The organism is Paucidesulfovibrio longus DSM 6739 (assembly GCF_000420485.1).
In the GTDB taxonomy this organism is placed as follows: domain Bacteria; phylum Desulfobacterota; class Desulfovibrionia; order Desulfovibrionales; family Desulfovibrionaceae; genus Paucidesulfovibrio; species Paucidesulfovibrio longus.
This window is the reverse complement of the sequence record NZ_ATVA01000018.1, coordinates 1-24,009: the sequence shown is the minus strand read 5'-3', so window position 1 is coordinate 24,009 and position 24,009 is coordinate 1. Positions and strand designations below refer to the sequence as shown.

The following is a 24,009-nucleotide window of genomic DNA, read 5'->3' as shown; positions in this document are numbered from 1 at the left end:
ACTATAACAAGGCCATCTGCGCGGCGAAATCTTGCCAACAACTGCGAAATCCAGCATGGTCGGGGCATGCGGGTCAAATATCTCATCATCGGAGCCGGTCCCACGGGACTCGGCGCGGCGCACCGCCTGGCCGAGCTGGGCGAAAACTCCTTCCTCGTGCTGGAGCGCGAAACCCACCCCGGCGGACTGGCGGCCAGCTTCCAGGACCGCGACGGCTTCACCTGGGATTTCGGCGGCCACGTGCTCTTCTCGCACTATCCCTACTTCGACCGGCTCACGGACGAGCTGCTCGACGGAGAATTCTTCGAGCACGAGCGCGAATCCTGGATCCGGGCCGCGGGAACCTGGGTGCCCTATCCCTTCCAGAACAACATCCGCCACCTGCCGCCCGAGGCGCGCTGGCGCTGCGTGGAGGGACTGCTGCCCGGACGCAGGCCGGAGCCGGGACCGGACCTGCGCCCGGCGAACTTCGGGGAGTGGATCGACGCCGTGTTCGGCGCGGGCATCGCCTCGATCTTCATGCGCCCCTATAATTTCAAGGTCTGGGCCACGCCGCCGGAGCGCATGTCCTATTCCTGGATCGGCGAGCGCGTCAGCCTCGTGGACATGGAAAGCGTGCTCAAGAACGTGGTTCTGGAGCGCGACGACGTGGGCTGGGGCCCGAACAACACCTTCCGCTTTCCCCGCCGAGGCGGCACGGGAGCCATCTTCCGCGCCCTGGCCCGGCGCGTGGAAGACCGCATCCGCTACGGCGAGGCCGTGGCCCGCATCGATGCCGAGGGCCGCACCGCGACCACGGCCCAGGGCCTGAGCGTCAGCTACGACAAGCTCCTGAACACCGGCCCGCTGGACCTGCTCTGCGCGCGCTGGCTGGACGCCCCGGACCCGGCCCTGGTCGAGGCGGCCGGAAAGCTCGCGCACAATTCCGTGCACATCTCCGGGGTCGGCCTGGACGGCTCCCGCGAGGATTCCCGCTGCTGGATGTATTTCCCGGAAGGGGACTCGCCCTTCTACCGCGTGACCAACTTCCACAACTATTCGCCCGAAAACACGGCCAAGCCCGGCAGCCAGCGCGCGCTGATGTGCGAGACCTCCTCCTCGGCCCACAAGCCCGAAGACCTGGAATCGCTTTTCGAGCGCGCCCTCTCCGGGCTGGAAAACGCCGAAATGCTCGCCGCGCACGAAAAAATGCGGCTCGCCGCGCGCTTCGAGATGAGCCGGGAATACGCCTACCCCGTGCCCACCCTGGAGCGCGACGCGGCCCTGGCCGCGATCCAGCCCCGGCTGGAATCGTTCGGCATTTATTCGCGGGGGCGCTTCGGCGGCTGGAAATACGAGGTCGGCAACATGGACCATTCCGTGATGCAGGGCGTGGAATGGGCGCAACGAATACTTGAAGACAAGGCCGAAACCACTTACACCCTCCCATCATGACGAACATGAACGCCACCCATGAACGGCGCCGCGAGGCGCTGCGTCAACGGCTCAGGGACGAGGGGCTCGACGCCCTTCTGGTCAGCCACGCGGCCAACCGCTACTACCTCTCCGGATTCGAGCTGCACGACTCCCAGTGCAACGAGTCCGCAGGCTGGCTCGTGGTCGCCGCCAACGGCCGAGACAAGCTGCTCACCGATCCCCGCTACGAAGACGCGGCCAAGCGCGTTTTTCCGGCGGAGGACGTGTTCATCTACGCAGGCCGCAAATTCGACCAGGTCGGTCCCTTCCTCAAGGGGCTCGGCATAGGCTCCTTCGGCTTCGAGCCGAAGGCCATGCACCTCTACGACTACGAAAAGCTGCGCGAATACGTGGAGCTTGCGCCCACGGAAAACCTCGTGGAAGACCTGCGGGTCATCAAGGACGAGGAGGAAATCAAGCGCATGAAGGCCGCCTGCGCCCTGAACCACCGCGTTTTCCGCGCGCTGGAGGATTCGCTGCGGCCCGGACAGACCGAAGAGGAGGTCGCCTGGAACGCGGAGCGCATGTTCCGCGAATGGGGCGCCAGCGGGCTGTCCTTCTCCACCATCGTGGGCGTCGGCCCCAACGCGGCCCTGCCCCACGCCATTCCCGGAAACAAGGCGCTCAAGGAAAACGAGCTGGTGCTCATCGACATGGGCTGCCGCCTGAACGACTACTGCTCGGACCAGACCCGGACCTTCTGGATCGGCGAGAACGTTTCCGAGCGCTTCCGCTCCGTGCGCGAAATGGTCAAGACCGCGCAGCAGAAGGCCATCGAGATCATCAAGCCCGGACTGCCCCTGGCCGAAGCCTACAAGGCCGCACGCGACTTCTTCGAGGAACAGGACGTGGCCGACCGCTTCACCCACGGCATCGGCCACGGCATCGGCCTGGAAACCCACGAGGCCCCCAGCCTCTCCTCCATCGCCTCCGGCGTGCTCCGGCCCGGCATGGTCGTCACCGTGGAACCCGGACTCTACTGGCCCGACTGGGGCGGCGTGCGCTGGGAGTTCGAGGTGCTCGTCACCGAGGACGGCTGCGAAGTGCTTTAAGAATCAAGAATAGAGGCAGGAAGAATGCCTCCGGCGGCCAAAGGGGCAATGCCCCTTTGGAATCCCATTCTGCGCCGGGAACCGATGCTCCGCATCCGGTTCCCGGCGCGAATCGTTTCCGGGGGTCGGGACGGGGGAGCGGAATCCGCGTCGCCCTCCCGCAGCGAAGCCCTGACCGCGCGATTGCGCGGTCAGGGCTTCGCTGCCGAAAGGGGATCCAAGGGGCCGCGGGCCCCTTGGCCGCCGGAGGCCCTCTTCAACCCTGGTCCGTGTCCTGCCCCGCGCCCTGGTCCGGGGCCTCGATCGCGGCCATGGCCGTGGCCAGATCCGGAAAGATGTTTTCCGCGCCCAGCAGCTGCCGCGTGCCCATGCGCTCGAACACGGCGCGCACGCGCGGCTGCACGCCGGAGAGCACCATGCGGATGCCGCGCGCATGTCCCTGGCGCACCACGGATTTCAGGGCTTCCTCGCCCGTGGCGTCGATGCTCGGCACCTGGGCCATGTGCAGGACGATGGCTTCCGGAGCCTGCCGGGTGAAGCGCATCACGTCGATGAAGCGCTGGGCCATGCCGAAGAACATGGGTCCGGAAATCTCGTAGACCACGGTCTTGGGCAGGCGGTGCCCGGCGTCGGCCACGCCCCGCACCACGGGCAGCAGGCACTGGTTCACCGGCTCGATGCCGGAAAGATCGCTCATGCGCCGCATGAAGAGCATGGCCGCGAGCACGACGCCCACTTCCACGGCCACGGTCAGGTCCACGAAGACCGTGAGCAGGAAGGTGATGAGCATGACCGCGGAGTCGGACTTGGGCGCGCGCAGCAGTCGGCGGAAGCGGTGCGCCTCGCTCATGTCCCAGGCCACGATCATGAGCACGGCCGCGAGGCTGGTCAGGGGAATGTGCGAGGCCAGGGGCGCGCAGGCGAGCATGAAGGCCACCAGGGAAAGGGAATGGATCACGCCGGACAGGGGCGTTTGCGCGCCCGCGCGGATGTTCGTGGCGGTGCGGGCGATGGCCCCTGTGGCCGGAATGCCCCCGAAGAGGACGGAGCCGAGATTGGCCAGCCCCTGGGCCACCAGCTCGGTGGAGGCGTCGTGCCGGTCCCCGGTCATGCCGTCCGCGACCACGGCGCTGAGCAGGGATTCGATTCCGGCCAGCAGCATGAGGGTCATGGCGTCGGGGATGACCTCCCGGATATGCGGCGCAAAGCCCGAGGGCAGGGAGAAGTGCGGCAGGCTCGCGGGAATGCCGCCGAACCGGGTGCCGATGGTTTCCACGTCCAGCCCGAAGGCCCAGGCCGCTGCGGTGGCCACCACGATGCCCACGATGGGCGCGGGAATGCGCGGGACGAAGCGCCGGATCAGGAGCATGGAAAGCATGGTGGCCGCGCCCAGCCAGAGGGAGGTGTGGTCGAAGCCGGGCATGGCCGCGAAGCAGGCCCGCACCCGGCCCGGAAAGTCCGCCGGGATGTTTTCTATGCTCAGGCCGAAGAAGTCCTTGATCTGGGTGGTGAAGATGAGCACGCCGATGCCCGCGGTGAACCCGGTGATCACGGGATAGGGGATGAACTTGAGCAGCTTGCCGAATCCGAGCATCCCCAGGACCACGAGCCCGGCTCCGGCCAGGAGCGTCGCCAGCACCAGCCCCTCGTAGCCGTGGCGGGCGATGACCCCGGCGATGATGACCACGAACGCGCCTGTGGGACCGCCGATCTGAAAGCGGGAGCCGCCCAGGAGCGAAATCACGATGCCCGCCACGATGGCCGTGAACAGGCCGCGCTCGGGCGTGGTGCCCGAGGCGATGGCAAAGGCCATGGACAGCGGCAGGGCCACGATGCCCACCGTGAGGCCGGAAAGGAGGTCGGACCTCAGGGAGGAAAGGGAATATCCCTGACGGAAGCAACGGACGCTGGCGGGCAGGTGCGCCTGAAAGCGGGACAAAACAGCGGTCGGCACAGAGTCATCTCCTTGGCGGGCAGTGTCTCCGTGGGCGCAGTCGATGGCCGGGAAGGAATGATCGGGCCGAGGGGCTGGAGGCTCACGCGAAAGAGCATCGGCCTATGCGCCGTGCCCCGCGCTGTCAACAGGGTTATAGCCCGCGTCCGGAAAGCCCGGCGCGCCCCGTAGGGCGGGCGGGCCGCTCAGCTGACCCTGGTGCCGACCTTGAGTCCGTACTTTTCGATGCGCGCGAGCAGCGTGGGCCGCGACATGCCCAGCAGCTTGGCCGCACGGGTGCGGTTGTTGCCGGTCATCTCCAGGGCCTCGCCCACGGCGATCTTGCCCACGGCGTTGACGATGGCCTCGAAGGCGTCGCCGCCGCCGTGGCTGGCCAGGCTCCGGCGCACCCAGGCCCGCACCGGGTCGCTTCCGTCGCCGCCCCCGCCGGGCTCCTCCTGGCGCTCCTCCGCGGCCAGGGCCAGTTCGTCCGGTCCCACGGGGCAGCCCCGGCTGAAGATCACGGCGCGGTGCAGCTTGTTGGCCAGCTCCCGCACGTTGCCGTGCCAGCTCTGCGCGCGGAGGAAGTCCGCGGCCTCGCGGGTCAGGCCGGGATTGTCCATGCCCATCTCCCTGGAAAAACGGGCCAGGAAGTACTCGGCGAGCAGGGCGATGTCGTCCTTTCTCTCGCGCAGGGGCGGCAGGTAGATGCTGACGACCTTGAGCCTGTAGTAGAGGTCTTCGCGGAAGCGGCCCTCGGCCACGGCGGCCTCGAGGTTGCGGTTCGTGGCCGCGATGATGCGCACGTCCACGGGAATGGCTCCGTGACCGCCCAGGCGCTCGATTTTCTTTTCCTGGAGAAGCCGCAATATCTTGGCCTGGATGCCTTCGGGCATGTCTCCGATCTCGTCCAGGAACACGGTGCCGCCGTGGGCCTTTTCGATCTTGCCCACCCGCCGGCTGACAGCCCCGGTGAACGCGCCCTTCTCGTAGCCGAAAAGCTCGCTCTCCAGCAGCGTTTCCGGGATGGCCACGCAGTTGATGACCACGAAGGGCTTCTGCCCGCGCAGGCTGTGCTGGTACACGGCGCGGGCCACCAATTCCTTGCCCGTTCCGGACTCGCCCCGGATGAGCACCGTGGCTTCCGTGGGCGCGACCCGGCCGATGGCCTTGTAGATCTCGTGCATGGCCCCGGACCGGCCGATGAGCGCCTCGCCTTCCGTGGTGTCCGGCCCGGCGTCCATGGCCACGCGGCCCCGCATGACCCGCCCGGCTTCCAGGGCCTGGCCCATGAGCTGAAGGATGTCCGGGATGTCGAAGGGCTTGAGCACGTAGTCGAAGGCGCCGAGCTTGGTGGCTTCGATGGCCGTGTCCGTGGACGCGAACGCGGTCATGATGATCACCTGGAGCCGGGGCTCGATCTCGCGCATGCGCTGAAAGGCCTGAAGCCCGTTCATGCCCGGCATGCGCACGTCCATGACCACGAGGTCCGGCACCTGGGCGCGCACGGCCTCCACTCCGGCCTCGCCGGACGCGGCCACGCGGACCTCGTGGCCCTCGGAGCGGAGCAGCCGCTCGAAGCTCAGCCGCAGCTGGGAATCGTCGTCCACGATCAGTATCTGTGCCATACTCCCTCCGAGCGGCAGGGCAGCACCAGCACGAAGCCCGCGCCCTTGCCCGTGGTGCGCAGGTTCAGCCAGCCGCCGTGTTCTTCCATGATGCGCTTGGCAATGGCCAGGCCCAGGCCCGTGCCCTCCTCCTTGGTGGAGAAGAACGGATCGAAGACCTGCTCGCGCAGGTGCTCCGGGATGCCCGGCCCGGTATCGTCGATGCGGATCAGGGCGACCTTGCCCTGGGGCTCCATGACGCCCGTTTCCTCGCGGATGGTGATGGTCCCGCCGGGGCCCATGGCCTCGCAGGCGTTGAGCAGCAGGTTGGCCAGGACTTCCTTGAGCTGGTCGGGATCGGCGCCGACCTCCGGCAGCCTGCGGCCCCGGATGAGCCGCAGCTCCACCCCGCCGGAGTCGAAGCGGTGGCGCAGCAGGTCCAGGGTGGTGTCCACGATGTCCGACGGGCTGACCTGCTGGACGCGCAGCTTGGGCCGCCGCGAAAATTCCAGAAAATTGCGGATGATGGTGTCCAGGTGCGCGATTTCCTCGCTGATGACCTCGAAGTCCTCGCGCTGGGTGTCGTTCATGCTCAGCCCGCGCTCCAGGGAAAACAGCCGCATCTTCACCGAGGTCAGCGGATTGCGGATGGAATGGGCCACGCCCGCGGCCAGCTTGCCGACCATGGCCAGCTTCTCGGCCTGCATCAGGTGTTCGCGGCTCTGCACCAGCTTGCTGTGGGTCTGGTCCATGTCCGCCACGAGCAGCTCCATGCGGCTGGAAAGCGCCTTGACCTCGTCCATGACCCGCCCGGGGGGCAGCTCGCAGAACCCGCCGCCCTCCTCGGCCAGCCTGCGGATCGGGTCGAGCACGCGGCGCAGCAGCAGCCAGCCCAGCAGCAGCCCCAGGCACAGGGCCAGGGGCATGGCCGTCCAGGAGAGCGCGGAAACGAAGCGCGCCTGGGCCTTGTATTCCGCCCCGGCCTCGCGGATCATCCGCTCGTGCAGCTTGCGGAAGCGGCCGCAAAGGTCGCGCAGGGAGTCGAACTGGCGGCGCACCTCCCAGTGCAGCCGGGCTCCGGCCTCGCGCTTGTCGTCGCGGTAGAGCGCGATGACCCGGTCCTTGTTCAGCACGTAGCGGAGGTATTCGGCTTCGATGCGTCCGAGCAGCTCGCGCGCTCCGGCCGTCTGGGCCATGCCCCTTGCGGCCACCAGCCGTTCCTCGAAGGCTTCGCGATGCTTTTCCAGCTGCTCCAGCCAGGCGTCGTCCGCATTCAAAAAATAATAGGTGGCGTAGCCCTTCTGCATGACCAGCTCGTTCTCCAGGGACTGGGCCACGGCCAGGGAGGCCACGTCCTGATCCACCATGCGCACCACCAGGGCCTGGGTGCGGCTGTTGGACCAGAGCGTGAACCCGGACCAGAGCGCGGCCACCAGCACCAGCGCCGCGAGCAGGGCGAAGAGCTGGAGCCGCAGGCTCGTGCGCAGCCTTCTGCGGCGCGGGGCCGCGTCCGCAGCGGCCCCGGTCCTCTCCGGCGCGGCGGTGGCGGCAGGCCGCTCCCCGGAGCGTTCGCCCTGCTGCGAGGCCGAGCCTTCCGGCGCGGCGTTGATTTCGTCGCTCATGTACCCTCCCGGCATGCGTTCTTCGGAGCCCAGCCGCCCCGAAACGAGCCTGGGCACACTTTTGCCCAATGTCACGGCCTTGGCAAGGCCGCCCTTGCCAAGCACGCACATTTATGGTCTTTCCCCATACATGCGCACCTACATCTTCCTTCCGCCGGTCAAGCAGGCCGCAGGCGGCATCACCGTGCTGCGGCAGATCGCCGCGACCCTGCACGCCGTCGGGCCGGGCTCCGGGCACGAGGCCGCCCTGGTCCTGCGCGAGCCCGCCCAGTGGACGCCCTCCGGACTCAAGGGCGCGGCCCCGGAGCTGGCCTGGAAGGATCTCGCGCTCCGGCCCGGCGACCTCTGGCTCGTGCCCGAGGGCTGGGTCAACGCCCTGGCCCCCGGCCTGGAAGCGGGCGCGCGCTGCGTCAGCTACGTCCAGAACTGGGCCTACCTCTTCTCCTCTCTGCCGGAAAACATCACCTGGAGCCGGCTGCCCGTGGAATTCCTGGCCGTGTCCGAACCCGTGGCCCACTTCGTGCGCGAGACAACGGGCCGCGACGCGCCCGTGCTCCGGCCCGGCATCGACCGCGAGCTTTTCGCCACGCCCGGCTCCAAGCCGGACGGCCCGGTGCGCATCGCCTACATGCCCCGCAAGAACAAGGCCCAGGCCCGCCAGATCCAGGACATCTTCCACTCCCGCAACCCGGAGGCCGAAGTCCGCTGGACGCCCATCGAGGGCATGGACGCCTTTGGCGTGGCCCGGATCCTGGCCCGCTCGCACGTCTTCCTGATGACGGGCTTTCCCGAGGGCTGCCCCCTGCCGCCCCTGGAAGCCATGGCCAGCGGCTGCCTCAGCGTGGGCTTTTCCGGCTACGGCGGCTGGGACTACATGCGCCCCGCCCAGCAAAACCCGCGCTTCACCCCCTGGTGGCCCGTGCGCGACGTGCCCTGGGGCGGCAACGGCCTCTGGTGCGCCGACCTCGACGTGCTCGACGCGGCCCTGCTGCTCGAAGAGGCCGTGGCCTGGGTGCAGGGCCGCACCCCCGCCTACGCCGCCGCGCTCCACAACGCCCGGCTCACCGCCGACGCCTACTCCCTGGAGGCGCAGCAACGCGACATTCTCGACATCTGGGACGGCCTGCGCCAAGGCTGACCCCTCCCACACCAAGCACAAGGAGCACCACATGCTTGAGAAGTTAAGACAGATCAAGGACATGGGCCTTTCCGCCGCCCTGCGCATGGCCCTGAACGAAAAATTCTCCCGCTACGGCAAGATCTCCAACCTGCGCCTGGACACCTCGGCGCACCGCCTGCTCGTAGACGTGCTCCTGGAAGGCGAAAGCGAGGAGACCACTCTGGTCGTGGAGGAATACGAACTGCTGCGCGACGGCGACGCCGCCGTGATCCGGCTTGGCAAGATCACCGCCTCCAGAGCCTGGCTCGAGCAGGCCATGAACGACGCCGCCGACAGGATGCTCCAGGAGCGCAGGCTGCGCGTGGAGCACCCCGCCATCGCCAAGGTGCTCAAGGCGGTGCTCTAGCACGGAGGATAACGGGGAGGACGCCCTCTCCGGCGGCGCGGCGGTTTTTTCCCCGCTGTGGGCGCACGAAGAAAAGGCCGCGTTCCATGCACCGGAACGCGGCCTTTTTTCTCGCCTTTGCCGGTTTCGGCCGCGAGGGGTGCAAATCCCGCCTAGCTGCTCAGGCTCCGCGAGTTCGCGCACTGGGCCGAGGTGGCCACGGTGTTCCTGCCGTTGGCCTTGGCCAGGTAGAGGGCCTGGTCCGCCCGCAGGAGCAGGTCGTTCTCCTTGTCCAGGCAGCCGGGAGCAAGCGAGGAAACCCCGATGCTGGCGGTGATGGACAGGGACTTTCCCGCATAGTTGTAGCGCAGCTTCTCGATGCGCCGCCGGATGCGGTCGGCCAGCTTCCAGGCGTCGGCCTCGTGGGTGTGGGGCAGGAGCAGGGCGAACTCCTCGCCGCCGAAGCGCGCGGCGATGTCGCAGCTGCGCACGGAGTCCTGGAGCAGCGCGCCCACCTCGCGCAGGACCATGTCTCCCGCGGCGTGGCCGTGGGTGTCGTTGACCTGCTTGAAGTGGTCGAGATCGACCATGAGCAGGGCCAGGGAATTGCCGTAGCGCTGGCTGCGCTTGAGTTCCACGGCCAGGCGGCGGTCGAAGGTCTGGCGGTTGTGCAGCTTGGTCAGACCGTCGCGGTCCGCGCGGATCTTGACCTCGCGGTAGAGGCGGGCGTTGTTCAGGGCCAGCCCCAGGTGCCGCACGGCGGACTTGAGGGTCTGGACCTGGTCCTTGGCCAGCCGGATTTCGCGGTCGCACAGCAGCGCCAGGCAGCCGAACTGGCCCTGCGGCCCGGCCAGGGGCAGGATCACCGAGCGCCCGGCCTCCGGGGGCAGGGGCTCGCCCTTGGTGTCCATGTGCTCGACCTGGAACCCTCCGATGGGGCCGCCCTCGTTGCGCAGGGCGGTGTCGAGCAGAAATTCGATCCACTTGGCCTCGATGTCCTTGCCCAGGCGCGCGTCCAGGAGCAGTTCCACCTCGGATTCCCCTGTTTCGGCGTTGCGCTGCCAGAAAGCGGCCTGGAGCAGCTTCACGGGCAGGAGCAGGTTCAGGTCGTCCAGGGCCTGGCCCAGGATTTCCGCCGGGTCGAGACTGCCCGTGGCGTTGGTCAGGAAACGGTTCAGGAAGAGCAGCTGGTCGGTCTTGCGCTTGAGCAGCTCGCGCTCCAGGATGATCTCCTCGGTCATGCGGTAGATGTCCGAGTAGAGGCTGGTGACTTCCTTGGCCCGGAAGAGCGCGTCCTGGACCTTGTCGCGGGTCAGGGGCGCGCGGATGGCCGTGAGAAAGCCCTCCTCCAGCACCTCGTCCAGTTCCATGACGCGGTCGTCCTCGTCCTGGATGAGAATGCGCTGGGTGTGCTCCATCTCCCGAAAGGCTTCCTTGCCCTGCTCGGGAATGCTTTCCCAGATGCGCCAGGGGATCCAGGTGGTGCCGGGCTGCTCTTCGGGCGCGATCTCGTCCAGGGGCGCGCGGCCCTCCGGATAGTTGCGCAGCTCGAATCCCTCGCCCACGGCTTCCTGTATACGGGCCGCTTCCGGGTCGTTCAGACCCAGGCCCCACATGGTTTCCTGTCTGCCTTCGTGGTTCATTTTTCCGCCTCCTTGAGCGCAAGGAAAATATTTCCCGACTCCTTCGTTGCAAATTGAAGGCCAATGGAATCCGCTTCCGCAACTCTCCGGCGAAACGGCGGATATCTCCGCAGCCGCGGGAGCGGGCGCGCCGCAGCGTCAAATTGCGGACTGCCGAAACACGCGCGGCCGCGCCGCGTCCGTCCCGATGTCCGCGGCGATCAAGGCGACAACGTTTGACAAACGGCGCTGAAACGGATTTGTTGGAAGCATGACGAACAGCCAGAGCAAGCGCGCCGCAGTGCGCCGGATTTGGGGCAGCCTGGACCCGTTCCTGGAATCCGGGGCCGTATTGGGCCGCAAGGTGGCCAACACCGGATTTCTGGCCGCGCTGCTCGCGGCGGATCCCTTCGACGAGTACCATTTCTTCCTGGGCGACCAGGAGCACCGCGCTTCCCAGGCCGAGCTGCTGCGGGAGCTGTTTCCGGCCTCGGCGGAAAAATGCCGCGTGCTGGACCGGCGCGAGCTTCCGGCCCGGCTCGCCAGGGAGCCGTACCACTGCTTCCACCAGTCCGACTGCATCACCTACCAGCCCGCCCTGGCCCGCGTGCGCAACGCCCACAGCCCCGCCGCGTTCCCCATCACGGGCGTGACCCATTCCCTGTCCTACGCGGGCTACGCCGAGGCCTTCCTGCGGCACCTCTGGCCGGGCGCGTCCCCGCGCGACTGCGTGGTCTGCACCTCCCGCGCGGGCCGGGCCGCGGTGGAGGCGTATTTCCGCCAACTGCGCGAGGGCTACGGCCTGGGCGACGAGTTCGGCCAGCCCACGCTGCGGCGCGTGCCCCTGGGCGTGGACGCCGCCGCGATCACCCCGGCCGCGCCGGAGCAGCGCGCGGCCCTGCGCGCCGAGCTGGACCTGGACCCAAAGCGCACGGTCCATCTCGTCTTCGGCAGGCTCTCCCACTTTTCCAAGATGGACCTCCTGCCGCTGCTGCGCGCGTTTCAGCGCTGCTTCCAGGACGCGGACCCGGCAAGCGGCCCCCGGCCGGAAAACACCACGCTGGTCCTGGCGGGCTGGCTGGACGAAAACGACGCCTTTCCGGCCACGCTGGAACGGCTGGCCGGGAACATCGGCCTGGACCTGCGCATTTTTCCCCGGCCCGGCGAACGCCGCAAACTCGCGCTCTTCCGCGCGGCGGACGTGTTTCTCTCCGTCGCGGACAACCCGCAGGAAACCTTCGGCCTGACCGTGCTGGAGGCGGCAGCGGCCGGGCTGCCCGCCGTGGTTTCGGACTACGACGGCTACCGCGACCTCGTGCTGCCGGAAGAAACGGGGCTGACCGTGCCCACCCTGGGACCGGACCGCTCCGAGCGGCTCGACCTGATGGCTCCGCTGCTTTTCGACAACCAGTACCACCTGCTCCTGGCCCAGCGCACCGCCGTGGACATTCCGGCCCTGGCCGGGGCCATCGCGCGGCTGCACGCGGACCCGGCCCTGCGCGGGCGGCTGGGCGGGGCGGCCCGCAGCCGCGTGGAGCGCTGCTACACCTGGCAGGCGGTCATGGAGAGCTACCTGGAGCTCTGGGACGAGCTTTGGACCCTGCCCGCTCCGCCGGGCTTCGGCCAGGACCGGGGCGCCGCGCACGCGCCGCATCCCTCGCAGGTCGGCTTCGCGCGCGTCTTCGCGGGCTACGCCAGCCGCAACCTTTCGGACGGCACGCGCCTGCGCCTGGGCCGCACGGGCGAGGCCACCTACCGCCGCAAGGACGCGCCCCTGATCTATCCGGGCCTTGCCGGACTGGTGGAGGAAGAAGGCATCCGGCGGCTGCTGTTCATGGCCCGCAAGCCCGCGACCGCTGCGGAGCTGTCCGAGGGGCTGCTGGCCGCCGGGCTTTGCGCCGGGCCCGAAGAGGCCCGCGCCCTGCTGCTCTGGGCCGTGAAGCACGACCTGCTGGAGACGGAATGAGCCGCGCGCAGCGAAATAATCGGCACGCGGCTCGCCGCACGGGCGAAAACCCCCGCGAAGGGACCACGGAGGGCGCCTGATGCGCGTTTATTACCAGCTCGGAGAATACGTCAGCCACGCCCAGGCCGGGCGCGCGAACATGGCGGCCCTTGCCGGAGCCGGGCACGAGCTCGTGGACGATCCGGCAAAGGCCCACGTCGCCGTGATCCACGACGAGCCGCCCTTTCTGCCGGGCCACCTGGAGCGCCTGCGCCGGGAGGGCCTGCCTGCGGGAACGCCCGTGGCGGCCTATTGCGTGTTCGAGGCCGCGCCCCTGCCGGAGGCGTTCGCCGCTCCGCTGCAACTGGCGGACGAGGTCTGGACCTGTTCGGAGTTCAGCCGCGACATCTTCGCGCCCCGCGTGCAAAACGTGCACGTGATTCCGCACGCGGTCGAACGGACCGAACCCGCCGAGGCCGACCTGGCGCGGGTCGCCGCGCTTCTGGGCCACAGGGACGACACCTACTGGTTCTACACCATCGCGGACGCGGCCAACCGGCGCAAGAATCTCCTCGCGGCCCTGCGCGCCTTTGCCGGGCTGCGCGCCGAGCTGCATCCCGGCCAAGGTTCGGGCCAATCGCCCGACCAACCCCGCGGCCCGGATTTCGGCTCCGTGCGCGTGGGCTTCGTGGTCAAGCAATACCGCCACAGCCTGGATCTCTCGCACCTGCCCGGCGTGCTTTCCCTGGAGGGCGAGTTCACGGACGGCGAAATCGCCGCCCTGCACCGGCTCTGCCGCTGCTACGTCAGCCCGCACCGGGCCGAGGCCTGGGGACTGGGGCTGTCCGAAGCCCTGGCCGAGGGCAACCGCGTCATCGCCACGGGCTGGTCCGGCAACATGACCTTCATGGACGAGCGCAACAGCCGCCCCCTGCCCTTCCGGATCGTCCCGGTGACGGAAACGGACCTGGCCGCGCTGCCGCCGTATTTCCAGGCCGGAATGCTCTGGGCCGAACCGGACCTGGCCGCGCTCCAGCGCGAGATGCGCCGCGCCCTGCGCGGCACGGACCCGGACATGCGCCTGCGCGCCCAGGCCGTGACGAAACGCTTTTCCCCGGCCCGCGTGGGCCGGATGATGACCGCGCGGCTGCGCGCCCTGCGCCCGGACAGGGATTAGGAAGCGGGAACCGGAATCTCCGTTCCGGAAGCGGCGCACCGGGCCACGCGGTTGCGGCCCTGGTCCTTGGCCCGGTAGAGGGCCTTGTCCCCCAGGCGGAGCAGCTCTTCCATGTCCGAGGCCGCGTCCGGACGGCTGGTGCAGATTCCCACGCTCACGGTATAGCGCAGGGGCTTGCCGCTGCGGGAGCGCAGCTCGCGGGCCTCGACCGCCGCGCGCAGCCGCTCGGCCGCAAGGCGCGCCTCCTCCTCCCCCGTGCCCGGCAGAAAGACCACGAACTCCTCCCCGCCGTAGCGGCCGAACACGTCGGACCGCCGCAGCGCACCGCCCACCGTGGCCGCGAAGTCCAGCAGCACCCGGTCCCCCTCCTGGTGGCCGAAGGTGTCGTTGACCCGCTTGAAGTGGTCGATGTCGATCATGAACAGGGACACGGCCTCGCCCTGCCGCGCGGACAGGGCCAGCATGCCCTCGGCCCGCTCCAGAAAGGTCTTGCGGTTGAGCAGGCCCGTCAGCCCGTCATGCGTGGCCGCGAGCAGCAGTTCCCGGTCGGAATCCTGCTTCATCAACAGCAGAAAGCCTCCGTTGCCCACGAGCAGCAGCAGGTAGGCGGGAAGGAGCGAAAAGGCCTGGTAGGAATTCCATTCCATCAAGGTGGCCTGAGGGAAGCGCAGAGCCAAAACGCCCCGGAAGAACAGGGCCAGGCTCGAAAACCCGTACAGTGCGGAAAGCACGAAATCGAGCCGCGTCTTGGATCGGTCCAGCACGAGATACGCGGCCACGGGCAGCGTGAAGCAGAGGGAATCCACGAACATGGAATAGGCGATGCGCACGTTCACGTCCTGAAAGCGGATCAGCAGGAAGCCGATTCCCGTGGCCAGGCCGAGGCCGAGGTAAAACCGCAGCAGCCGCTCCGGGCGCTCCCGGCCGATGCTGGTCATGGCAAAGGCGGCCAGGGCGAATCCGAGGAAAAACGAGAAGTTGGCCAGGCCGATGGACAGCTCGGCAGGGATGGCTCCCCGAAGGCCCATCAGCAGCCAGCCCACGGCCTGCAACGCCTTGCCCGCCATAAAGGCCCGAAAGGGCAATTCGTTTTTCCGGTCCCGCCCATAGGCCCAGAGCAGCAAGGTCGAGACGACGTCGCCCAAGAAGATCAGGAAAATGATGGTCCGGACATCCAATGCGAAAGGCATGCGTTTCCTGTTGTCATGATGGAACGGTTCGCGGCCCGCCCGCGAATGTCTGTTCCGGCGGTCCGCATGACCATGAACCGGAGGACGCTTTCGCACCCTCCGGCCCATGCCGCGATATGGAAGGAGGATCGCCTCAGCCCAGGAAGCGCTCGGCGATGGTCTTGGCTGCGCGCCGTCCCGCGCCCATGGCCGAGATGACCGTGGCCGCGCCCGTGACGATGTCGCCACCGGCAAAGACGTTCGGCATGGAGGTTTCCCCGGTTTCCGGATCGGCCTGGATGTAGCCCCACTTGTTCAGTTCCAGTTCCGGAGTGGCCTCCAGCAGGATGGGGTTGGGCCGGGTGCCCACGGCGATGACCGCCGTGTCCGCCGGGATTTCCTCGCTCGCGCCCTCCACGCAGACCGGGCGGCAGCGGCCCGACTCGTCCGGCGCTCCCAGCTCCATGAGCTGCGCCGTGACCGAGGTCAGCTTCATGTCCGCGTCGCCGTTGAAGGCGATGGGCGAGCAGAGGCAGCGCAGCTTCACGCCCTCTTCCAGGGCGTGGTGCGTCTCTTCGGCGCGCGCGGGCATCTCCGCCTCGGTGCGGCGGTACAGGATCGTGACCTCGTCCGCGCCCAGGCGCAGGGCCGTGCGCGCGGCGTCCATGGCCACGTTGCCGCCGCCCACGACCACGACCCGGCCCGTGTGCGGGGGCGGGGTGTCGTGGTCCGGAAAGCTGAAGGCCCGGCCCAGGTTCACGCGGGTGAGATATTCGTTGGCCGAGTACACGCCGAGCAGGTTCTCGCCCGGCACGTTCAAAAAGCGCGGCAGGCCCGCGCCCACTCCGATGAAGACCGCGTCGAAGCCTTGCTCCATGAGTTCGCGCAGCTGGAAGGTGCGGCCCGCGACCCAGTTGGTCACGAACTCCACGCCCAGGGCGCGCATGGCTTCCACCTCGCGCCGGACCACGGCCTTGGGCAGGCGGAAGCGGGGAATGCCGTAGACGAGCACGCCGCCCACCTCGTGCAGGGCCTCGAAGACCGTGACCTTGACGCCGAGCGCGGCCAGGTGTCCGGCGCAGCTCAGCCCGGCGGGGCCGCCGCCCACGCAGGCCACGCGCAAGGGCCTGTCCAGGGTGCATTCGCGCGTGCCCGTGAGCTGTTCGCAGGCTCCGGACGCCGCAAAGGTATCGGCCACGTAGCGTTCCAGGCGGCCTATGGCCACGGGTTCGCCCTTGGCGGCGAGCACGCACGCGCCCTCGCACTGGCTTTCCTGCGGGCAGACCCGGCCGCAGACCGCGGGCAGGGAATTGTATTGCCGGATGATCTCGTGCGCGCCGGAAAGGTCGTCCTGCTGGAGCCGCCCGATGAAGCCCTTGATGTCGATCTCCACGGGGCAGCCCTTGCGGCACTTGGGGTTCTTGCACTGGATGCAGCGTGCGGTCTCGGCCAGGGCGTCCTCGCGGCGGTAGCCCAGGGCCACCTCGTCGAAGTTGCCGCTCCGCTCGCGCGCGGGCTGTTCGGGCATGGCCACGCGGGGCTGAATCTTTCTTCCCTTTTTCGCGCTCTGTTCCTGGGTCATTTGCTCTCCCCGCAGCGGCACTGATGGAAATGTTCCCTGGAAACGGCCTCCTGCTCGCGGAACTGGCCCAGGCGACGCCAAAGCTCGTCGAAATCCACCTCGTGGCCGTCGAATTCCGGGCCGTCCACGCAGGCGAACCGGGTTTCCCCGCCCACGCTGCACCGGCACGCGCCGCACATGCCGATCCCGTCCACCATGATCGAGTTCAGGCTGACCGTGGTCTTGATGCCGTAAGGCCGGGTCAGTTCGGCCACGGCGCGCATCATGGGCACCGGACCCACGGCCACGACCTCGGCGATCTCCTCGCCCTCGTCGATGAGCCGCTGGAGCACCTGGGTCACGAAGCCCTTGTGCCCCCGGCTGCCGTCGTCCGTGGCGATGCGCACCTCCGGGCAGAAGCCCGCCAGCTCGTCGCAGAAGAGCAGCAGGCTCTCGGAGCGCGCGCCCACGATGGCGATGACCCGGTTCCCGGCGCGGGCGTGTCCCTTGGCGATGTGGTGCATGGCCGCGACGCCCGTGCCGCCGCCCACGCAGACCACGGTGCCCCGGCTCTCGATTTCCGTGGGCCTGCCCAGGGGGCCGCAGACGTCCTGGAGGCTGTCGCCTTCCTCCAGGGAATCGAGGTGGGCCGTGGTCTTGCCGACGACGAGAAAAACAAGGGTGATGGTCCCGGCTTCGGGATCGGCGTCCGCGATGGTCAGGGGAATGCGCTCGCCCTGCTCGTGCACGCGGAGCATGACGAAGTTCCCCGGCTCGGCCTTGAGCGCCACCTGGGGAGCCTCGATCACGAGCATGCTGGTCTGTCCGGGAATGAGCGACCGCTTATTCACGATTTTGTACATCAAAGCCTTCCTGCTTAATATTGGGGGAAGGGGAATCTACGTTTTCGCAAGGCCCTTGGCAACCCTGTTAGCATGGGGCTTGCCAGGCCCATGCCGAAGGAGTATAAAGATTGACTAAGGGGACGTTTCGTCCCCTGCCTCCAGGGAACGGAGGCGCACCGGGCTTCCTTCAGGGATGGTCGCGCAACGGCGCGAGGACAGCCGGGCCGTTTGGGGTCGGGCTTTTTTTATGCCCGCTGGTTTCCCCCGGCACGCGAAACCGCGCCGGAGCCGAAGGACAGGACGCATGACAGCCGCCATCACAGGCCGCAGCGCCCAGATCACCCAGCAATACGCCCGCAGCGCCCAGGCCGCGGCGACAGAAGCCGCGCGCGCCGCGTCGGACGCCCCGGCCAAGGCCCGCGTGCGCACGCGCACCTTCGGGTTCCAGCTCGGCAGCTTCGGCCTGACCTACACCGCCGAGGACGTCCAGCTCGAACCCGCGCCCAAGGCTCGCTCCGCGGCGCGTTCCGGCTTCGACCAGTCCCTGGAAACCGCCTCCCTGCGCAACGAAATGGTCGGCAGCGCCGCTTCCGAAACGCTCTCCCGAATTCCTCCCCAGCGCCGCAACGGACTGCGCGCCTACCAGAACGCCCTTTCCCCGACCGCGAACCAGACGAGCCGCAACCTGCTGGCCGTGGCCTGAACCGCGCCCGGACCCTTTCAGCGCCTTTCGCCGCCTGCACGCGGTTCCTCCTGCCCTCTTTTCCCGTCGCCCTCCGCAGACGAATCCCGATCCCTCTCTCTTCGCTCGGCGCTCCCCCGATCCGCCCGACCGTTCCATCCTCAGTATTGACAATGGGAATCAATTTCATGATTATTCCTATTGCGAATGCGGAGAAGCGCACCGGAAAGGAGCATTTGCATTTTTCCGCCCGATGCTTACATTAATCGATACGAGCCGCATCCGGCAGGACAGGATCCGGACGCGGCCCGAAGCGAGGAGCGCAGCAGCATGACCAGCGACAAGACGGAAAACGATCAGCCGGAACGCGAACCGGACACCGACGCCCGCGCCGAGGAGCGGGAGCGCGTGCTCGCGGGCAAGGTGGAGGCGGCTGCCGAGGCTCTGCCGGAGCTGCGCCCCACTGCGGAATCCCTGCCCGGAGCCGAGGCCCTGGCCAAGGGCGAGATTCCCCTGCCCCAAGGCCCGGAGCCCGGCAAGGCCGCCGTGAGCGTGAACGCCCCGGTCAAGGGCATGCACTGCGGGGCCTGCGCCGCGCGCATCGAGCGCGTGCTCGGCAAGAAGTCCGGCGTCTCCGCCGTTTCCGTCAGCCTCGCCGACGAATCCCTGAGCCTGGAATACGACCCTGAATCCCTGAGCCGCGAGGAGATCGAATCCGCCGTGGCCGGGCTGGGCTTCGAGGTCCGCCTGCCCGAACCCGCCGCCCCGGAGCCCCAGGGCGCGCCCGGCGAGGAAAACCTTCGCCTGGACATCCAGGGCATGAGCTGCGCTTCCTGCGTGGCCCGCGTGGAGCGCGCCGTGCGCGAGCTGCCCGGCGTTTCCGGAGCCGAGGTCAGCCTTGCGGACAATTCCGGCAGCTTCACCTTCGACCCCGCGCAGATCAGCCGGGCCGAGCTGCAAAAGGCCATCCGCGACGCGGGCTACGAGAGCCGCGAACAGCCCGGTTCCGGCGCGGGCGGCATGACCGAACAGGAACGCTTCGACGAGCGCCGCCGCGAAGCGGCCGAAGACCTGCGCCGCCGCCGCAACCGCCTCATCCCGGCCTTTCTCTTCGCCCTGCCCCTGCTCGTGGTCAGCATGGGCCACATGTGGGGCCTGCCTCTGCCCGCCGGGCTCGACCCGGCGCACGCCCCCCTGAATTTCGCCCTGCTCCAGCTGGCCCTGACCCTGCCCGTGCTCTGGTCCGGCAGGTTCTTCTACACCAGCGGCGTGCCCGCGCTGCTGCGCGGCGGCCCGAACATGGATTCCCTTGTGGCCGTGGGCACGGGCGCGGCCTTTCTCTATTCGCTCTGGAACACCGTGGAAATCGCCCTCGGCCCGGCCTACGGATTCAACCCCCAGGCCAAGGCCATGGACCTCTACTTCGAGTCGGCGGCGGTGCTCATCGCCCTGATCTCGCTGGGCAAGTATTTCGAGGCCCGCTCCAAGCAGCGCACCTCCGAGGCCATCCGCTCGCTGATGAACCTCGCCCCGGACACCGCGCTCCTGGTCGAAAACGGCGAGGAACGCGAGATTCCCGCCCAGGAAGTGCGCCCCGGCGACCTCGTGCGCATCCGGCCCGGCGCGCGCATTCCCGTGGACGGCGTGGTCGTGGAGGGCCGCTCCGGCGTGGACGAATCCATGCTCACGGGCGAGCCCCTGCCCGTGACCAAGCAGGCCGGAGACGCGCTCACGGGCGGTTCCCTGAACACCACGGGCAGCCTGGTCATGCGCGCCGAGCGCGTCGGCTCCGAGACCACCCTGGCCCGCATCGTGGAGATGGTCCGCCGCGCCCAGGGCTCCAAGGCGCCCATCGCCAGCCTCGCGGACCGGGTCAGCTATTATTTCGTTCCGGCGGTCATGGCCACGGCGACGGCCGCGGGACTGGCCTGGTATTTCCTCGGCGGAGCCGACTTCGCCTTTTCCCTGCGCATCTTCGTGGCCGTCATGGTCATCGCCTGCCCCTGCGCCATGGGCCTGGCCACGCCCATGTCCATCATGGTCGGCACCGGACGCGGCGCGCAGCTCGGCGTGCTGGTCAAGAGCGGCGGCGCGCTCCAGGCCCTGAGCGAAATCCGCACCCTGGCCTTCGACAAGACCGGAACCCTGACGCGCGGCGAACCCGCCCTGGACGGCCTCTGGACCGCGCCGGGCTTCGGCTCCGGGGGCGACCCCGAACACCGCGCCATCGCCCTGGCCGGGGCCGCCGAGTCCCAGAGCGAGCATCCCCTGGCCCTGGCCATCCTGCGCGCCGTCAAGGATCGCGGTCTGGCCGCGCCGGGGCTGCGCTCCTTCGACTCCGTTCCGGGCCGGGGCGTGCGCGCCGAAGTGGACGAGGACGGGGAAGCCGCCGCCGTGCTGCTCGGCAACCGCGAGCTGATGGACGAAAACGGGGTGGCCGTGCCGGACGATGCGGACCAGGCGGCCCAGGGCTTCGCCGCCCAGGGCAAGACCGCGCTCCACCTGGCCGTGGACGGCTCCCTGGCCGCGATTCTGGCCCTGGCCGACACGGCCCGCGAGGAAAGCGCCGAGGTCGTCCGCCGCGTGCACGGCCTGGGCCTGCGCACGATCATGCTCACGGGCGACGCGGAACCGGCGGCGCGGGCCATTGCCGCGCAGCTCGGCATCGACGAGGTCCGCGCGCGCATCCTGCCGGGCGGCAAGGCGGACGCCGTGGCCGAGCTTCAGCAACACGGGCGCATCGCCATGGTCGGCGACGGGGTCAACGACGCCCCGGCCCTGGCCCGCGCGGACGTGGGCATCGCCATGGGCTCCGGCATCGACTCCGCCGTGGAGGCCGGAGACGTGGTCCTGCTGCGCGGCGGACTGAACGGGCTGCTCACGGCCCTGCGCCTCTCGCGCGCCGTGATGCGCAACATCCGCCAGAACCTTTTTTGGGCTTTCGCCTTCAACGTCCTGGGCATCCCGGTGGCAGCCGGGCTGCTCGTCATCTTCGGCGGGCCGGGCCTGAATCCCATGATCGCCGGAACAGCCATGGCGCTCAGTTCCGTGACCGTGGTGTCCAACGCCCTGCGCCTGCGCGCCTTCAACAGCCAGGAGAAGTGAACATGGAAAGGAAGATCACCGTAAAGGGCATGAGCTGCGGCCATTGCAAGGCCGCCGTGACCAAGGCAGTGGAGACCGTGGACGGCGTGGAAAACGTCACCGTGGACCTCGCCACGGGCCGCGTGACCTATTCCTCGGCCAAGGACAGCGACGCCAAGGTCAAGGAAAACATCGAAAAGGCCGGATACGAGGTCGCGGACTAGCCCGCGCCCCGCAAAAGAAGACAAAAACCGCGTCCGGGCCTCCCGTAAGGAAGTCCGGGCGCGGTTTCATGCGCCGCATCCCAACGGCGCGAGGCGGTCGCCGAGCCGCTAGGAAAACATGGGCCGCAGCACGGGCCGGGGCATGGCTCGCGAGGCGTGGCGGGAAAACACGCGCAGCGGAGCCCGCACGGCCTCGTCCGTTCCGGGCAGGCTGGGCAGGCCCGGTCCATATCCGGCCACGTCGGCATAGTCATTTTCTTGACGCCCTTCCCAGCCCACGCTGCGCACCAGCGGCACGCAGGCCGGACAGACGCAGCCGCCCTTGATGCTGAGATGAAAGTCGATGCTTTCCATGGGTTGATGGCAAAAATCGCAATATTGCCTGGACATTTCGGTTCCCTCCGGCTGTCAGGTCTTCGCAACGTGCCGCAATGCGTCGGCCCCCGAGCCCCTACCCGTTGGAACGGGCCAGGGACAACGGTTCCTGTTCCAAATCGCGCAGGCCCAGCTCTTCCAGGCCGCGCAGGGTGGAGATCCGCACTCCCTGTTCCCGCTGGGCATTGCCCGGCTTGAAGAGCGACTTGTACTCCTGGCTCGGCATTTCCTGGGCCACGAGGCAGGAACTGCAAATCTTGCCGCTGCGCGACTCCACGTAGAAATCCCAATTGTCGATGTCATGCTTGCACTTGCTGCATTGATTCTTCACTTTCGATCTCCTGATGCTGACGGTTTCCCACCCGTTCGCTGCTATCAATACAAGAGCCGTGCCGGAAAGATCCGCCGTCGCGAAAACAGCGCCGCAACCGTGCCCGCGCCTGGGCAAGCGCGCCCTTCTCTGCTATCCAGAAAAGCACGCCGCCGCACGGCGATGAACGACAAACGGAACAGGAACGGACATGGCAGAGTACGAACTGGTCAAGCGCGCCAAATCCGCGGGTTGAGCCGCCAAGATCGCTCCGGAGGTTCTGGAGCGGACCTTGGCCGGGCTGGGCGGCGGTACGCCTGACCCGCGCATTCTCGCCGGACAGGCGGGCGACAACGAAGACGCGGTGGTGCTGCGCTTCCCGGAAGGACGCGCCCTGGTGCAGACCGTGGATTTCTTTACGCCCATCGTCAACGATCCCCACGGGTTCGGACGCATCGCCGCGGCCAACGCCCTGTCCGACGTCTACGCCATGGGCGGGGAGCCGCTCTCGGCCATGAACATCGTCTGCTTCCCGGTCAAGGAACTGCCCACCACCCTCCTGCGCGCCATCCTCGAAGGCGGCCTGGAAGCCGTGCTCGAAGCCGGAGCCGTGCCCGCCGGAGGCCACAGCGTGGAGGACGACGAGGTCAAGTACGGCCTGGCCGTTTCCGGCAGCGTCGATCCGAAACGCATGGCCACCAACCGGGGCCTGCGGCCCGGCGACCTGCTCGTGCTGACCAAGCCCCTGGGCACCGGCGTGCTCGCCACGGCCCTCAAGGCCGACTGGGACGGGGCCGATCGCTTCGAGCAGACCCTCATCCGGTGGTGCGGCCGCCTGAACGCCAACGCGGGCCGCGCGGTCCGCGAACTGGGCCTGACCGGAGCCACGGACGTGACCGGGTTCGGCCTGGGCGGCCACCTGCTCGAACTCTGCCAGGCCAGCGGCTGCGCCGCCGAGATCTGGCTCGACCAGGTTCCCTTTTTCGACGACGCCGTGGACCTCGCCGCCGTGGGCCTCCTGCCCGCCGGGTCCATCTGCAACCGCAACTTCTACCTGCCGCGCTGCGCCGCCTCGCCGGACATCGACCCCATCCGGCGCGACCTCGTGTTCGACGCGCAGTCGTCCGGAGGCCTGCTCCTGGCCGTGCCGCCGCACAAGCTCGCCGACTGCCGGGCCATGCTCGCGGACCTGGGCGAACCCGCCCACGTCATCGGACGCGCAAGGCCCCTCGCCGACCCGGACGCGCCGCGTCTCGCCCTGCTGCCGGCGCGCAATGAGTAATCCCCATGACCGACACCCGCTCCCGCACCTTTGCCCCGCTCCTTCTCGCCCTGGCGCTGCTCCTCGCCTCCCTGCACGCACCCGCTCCGGCCCAGGCCCAGCAGCCCGACCCGGACGCCCGCCAGATCATCAAGCTGCTCTGCCTCAAGCACGGCATCCGGCCCGATACCGCCTGCGACGACTTCGCGGGCTTCGTGAGCGCGCCGCCCCTGGCCATGAACACCGGGTCCGGCATGCTCGATTCGATCTTCGACCCCGACTACGAGTCCGAACAACTGCGCGAATTGGCCGAACGCCTGGAACTGCCGGAGCGCGACCTGGCCGGGGCCGTGTACGATTTCCGCGTCTGGGAGCTGGCCCGGCAGGCCGCCGGACGCGCGCCCATGAGCGGACGGACGGGCGAGGACGCAAGGCCATAGAAAAGACGAGAAGAAAAGAGAAGAAAAGAGAAGAGAAGAATGCCTCCGGCGGCCCAGGGGCCCGCGGCCCCTGGGAACCCCTTTTACCGCTCGCGCTCCGCGCGGCGGGGAGGGGAAACGAAATAACGGCGCGTTAATCG

At 68.5% G+C, this 24,009-nt stretch carries 20 protein-coding genes; 11 read left to right on the top strand and 9 right to left on the bottom strand.

Going from position 1 to position 24,009, the window contains the following annotated elements; translation table 11 throughout:
* The first annotated feature begins 66 nt into the window (after window positions 1–66).
* Window positions 67–1,434 carry a protoporphyrinogen/coproporphyrinogen oxidase gene (locus G452_RS0115720; protein WP_022663223.1) on the top strand — a complete coding sequence of 456 codons (1,368 nt, stop codon included), beginning with the start codon at window positions 67–69 and terminating at the stop codon, window positions 1,432–1,434.
* A complete protein-coding gene (locus G452_RS0115715; protein WP_022663222.1) occupies window positions 1,431–2,507 on the top strand; it encodes a M24 family metallopeptidase in 1,077 nt (358 codons plus the stop codon). Before G452_RS0115720 ends, G452_RS0115715 begins: the two co-directional genes overlap by 4 nt.
* 256 nt (window positions 2,508–2,763) lie before the next feature.
* Here the strand turns inward: G452_RS0115715 and G452_RS19940 are convergent, their stop codons facing one another.
* The 3 genes from G452_RS19940 to G452_RS0115700 form a co-directional block, all read right to left on the bottom strand.
* Window positions 2,764–4,461 (bottom strand): SulP family inorganic anion transporter, encoded by a 1,698-nt coding sequence (locus tag G452_RS19940; protein WP_040368807.1) that lies wholly within the window; start codon window positions 4,459–4,461, stop codon window positions 2,764–2,766.
* Window positions 4,462–4,646: 185 nt separating this feature from the next.
* The gene (locus tag G452_RS0115705; RefSeq protein ID WP_022663220.1) at window positions 4,647–6,068 is read right to left on the bottom strand and encodes a sigma-54-dependent transcriptional regulator; all 1,422 of its coding nucleotides are present in this window, start codon (window positions 6,066–6,068) and stop codon (window positions 4,647–4,649) included.
* Window positions 6,053–7,669: an ATP-binding protein gene (locus G452_RS0115700; protein WP_081650669.1), complete on the bottom strand. Its 1,617-nt coding sequence runs from the start codon at window positions 7,667–7,669 to the stop codon at window positions 6,053–6,055. Before G452_RS0115700 ends, G452_RS0115705 begins: the two co-directional genes overlap by 16 nt.
* A gap of 130 nt (window positions 7,670–7,799) precedes the next feature.
* Between G452_RS0115700 and G452_RS0115695 the strand changes: the two genes are divergently transcribed.
* Window positions 7,800–8,807, top strand: coding sequence for a glycosyltransferase family protein (locus tag G452_RS0115695; RefSeq protein WP_022663218.1), 1,008 nt, complete (start codon window positions 7,800–7,802; stop codon window positions 8,805–8,807).
* A 31-nt stretch (window positions 8,808–8,838) separates the two neighbouring features.
* The gene (locus tag G452_RS20850; RefSeq protein WP_022663217.1) at window positions 8,839–9,195 is read left to right on the top strand and encodes a hypothetical protein; all 357 of its coding nucleotides are present in this window, start codon (window positions 8,839–8,841) and stop codon (window positions 9,193–9,195) included.
* Window positions 9,196–9,347: 152 nt separating this feature from the next.
* Here G452_RS20850 and G452_RS19930 read toward each other — a convergent pair whose 3' ends face one another.
* The gene (locus G452_RS19930; protein ID WP_022663216.1) at window positions 9,348–10,817 is read right to left on the bottom strand and encodes a sensor domain-containing diguanylate cyclase; all 1,470 of its coding nucleotides are present in this window, start codon (window positions 10,815–10,817) and stop codon (window positions 9,348–9,350) included.
* Between the two features lie 250 nt (window positions 10,818–11,067).
* On the opposite strand from G452_RS19930, the gene G452_RS0115680 reads away from it, so the two are divergent.
* Complete coding sequence (locus G452_RS0115680; protein ID WP_022663215.1) at window positions 11,068–12,762, top strand: glycosyltransferase family 4 protein; 1,695 nt, start codon at window positions 11,068–11,070, stop codon at window positions 12,760–12,762.
* Window positions 12,763–12,841: 79 nt separating this feature from the next.
* Complete coding sequence (locus tag G452_RS0115675; protein WP_022663214.1) at window positions 12,842–13,918, top strand: glycosyltransferase; 1,077 nt, start codon at window positions 12,842–12,844, stop codon at window positions 13,916–13,918.
* Here the strand turns inward: G452_RS0115675 and G452_RS0115670 are convergent.
* The 3 genes from G452_RS0115670 to G452_RS0115660 all read right to left on the bottom strand — a co-directional run bounded on the left by G452_RS0115670 (window position 13,915) and on the right by G452_RS0115660 (window position 17,511).
* Window positions 13,915–15,108: a GGDEF domain-containing protein gene (locus G452_RS0115670; protein ID WP_022663213.1), complete on the bottom strand. Its 1,194-nt coding sequence runs from the start codon at window positions 15,106–15,108 to the stop codon at window positions 13,915–13,917. The two genes, G452_RS0115675 and G452_RS0115670, sit on opposite strands and share 4 nt — an antisense overlap.
* A gap of 133 nt (window positions 15,109–15,241) precedes the next feature.
* The gene (gltA, locus tag G452_RS0115665) at window positions 15,242–16,669 is read right to left on the bottom strand and encodes an NADPH-dependent glutamate synthase (RefSeq protein WP_022663211.1); all 1,428 of its coding nucleotides are present in this window, start codon (window positions 16,667–16,669) and stop codon (window positions 15,242–15,244) included.
* The gene (locus tag G452_RS0115660; RefSeq protein WP_022663210.1) at window positions 16,666–17,511 is read right to left on the bottom strand and encodes a sulfide/dihydroorotate dehydrogenase-like FAD/NAD-binding protein; all 846 of its coding nucleotides are present in this window, start codon (window positions 17,509–17,511) and stop codon (window positions 16,666–16,668) included. Before G452_RS0115660 ends, gltA begins: the two co-directional genes overlap by 4 nt.
* 286 nt (window positions 17,512–17,797) lie before the next feature.
* On the opposite strand from G452_RS0115660, the gene G452_RS19925 reads away from it, so the two are divergent.
* The 3 genes from G452_RS19925 to G452_RS0115645 all read left to right on the top strand — a co-directional run bounded on the left by G452_RS19925 (window position 17,798) and on the right by G452_RS0115645 (window position 21,483).
* Window positions 17,798–18,196, top strand: coding sequence for a hypothetical protein (locus G452_RS19925; RefSeq protein ID WP_022663209.1), 399 nt, complete (start codon window positions 17,798–17,800; stop codon window positions 18,194–18,196).
* Window positions 18,197–18,748: 552 nt separating this feature from the next.
* Window positions 18,749–21,280 carry a heavy metal translocating P-type ATPase gene (locus G452_RS0115650; protein ID WP_051142086.1) on the top strand — a complete coding sequence of 844 codons (2,532 nt, stop codon included), beginning with the start codon at window positions 18,749–18,751 and terminating at the stop codon, window positions 21,278–21,280.
* Between the two features lie 2 nt (window positions 21,281–21,282).
* Complete coding sequence (locus G452_RS0115645; RefSeq protein ID WP_022663207.1) at window positions 21,283–21,483, top strand: heavy-metal-associated domain-containing protein; 201 nt, start codon at window positions 21,283–21,285, stop codon at window positions 21,481–21,483.
* A gap of 108 nt (window positions 21,484–21,591) precedes the next feature.
* On the opposite strand, the gene G452_RS0115640 is transcribed toward G452_RS0115645, so the two are convergent.
* On the bottom strand, window positions 21,592–21,873 hold the full coding sequence (locus tag G452_RS0115640) for a hypothetical protein (protein ID WP_022663206.1): 282 nt from the start codon (window positions 21,871–21,873) through the stop codon (window positions 21,592–21,594).
* A 61-nt stretch (window positions 21,874–21,934) separates the two neighbouring features.
* Entirely contained in the window at window positions 21,935–22,189 is a 255-nt protein-coding gene (locus G452_RS0115635; RefSeq protein WP_022663205.1) for a hypothetical protein, read from the bottom strand.
* Window positions 22,190–22,379: 190 nt separating this feature from the next.
* On the opposite strand from G452_RS0115635, the gene selD reads away from it, so the two are divergent.
* Window positions 22,380–23,450, top strand: a complete 1,071-nt coding sequence (gene selD, locus G452_RS0115630) for a selenide, water dikinase SelD (RefSeq protein ID WP_081650655.1) — start codon at window positions 22,380–22,382, stop codon at window positions 23,448–23,450.
* A 5-nt stretch (window positions 23,451–23,455) separates the two neighbouring features.
* Window positions 23,456–23,869, top strand: a complete 414-nt coding sequence (locus G452_RS0115625) for a hypothetical protein (protein WP_022663203.1) — start codon at window positions 23,456–23,458, stop codon at window positions 23,867–23,869.
* Window positions 23,870–24,009 lie beyond the last annotated feature (140 nt).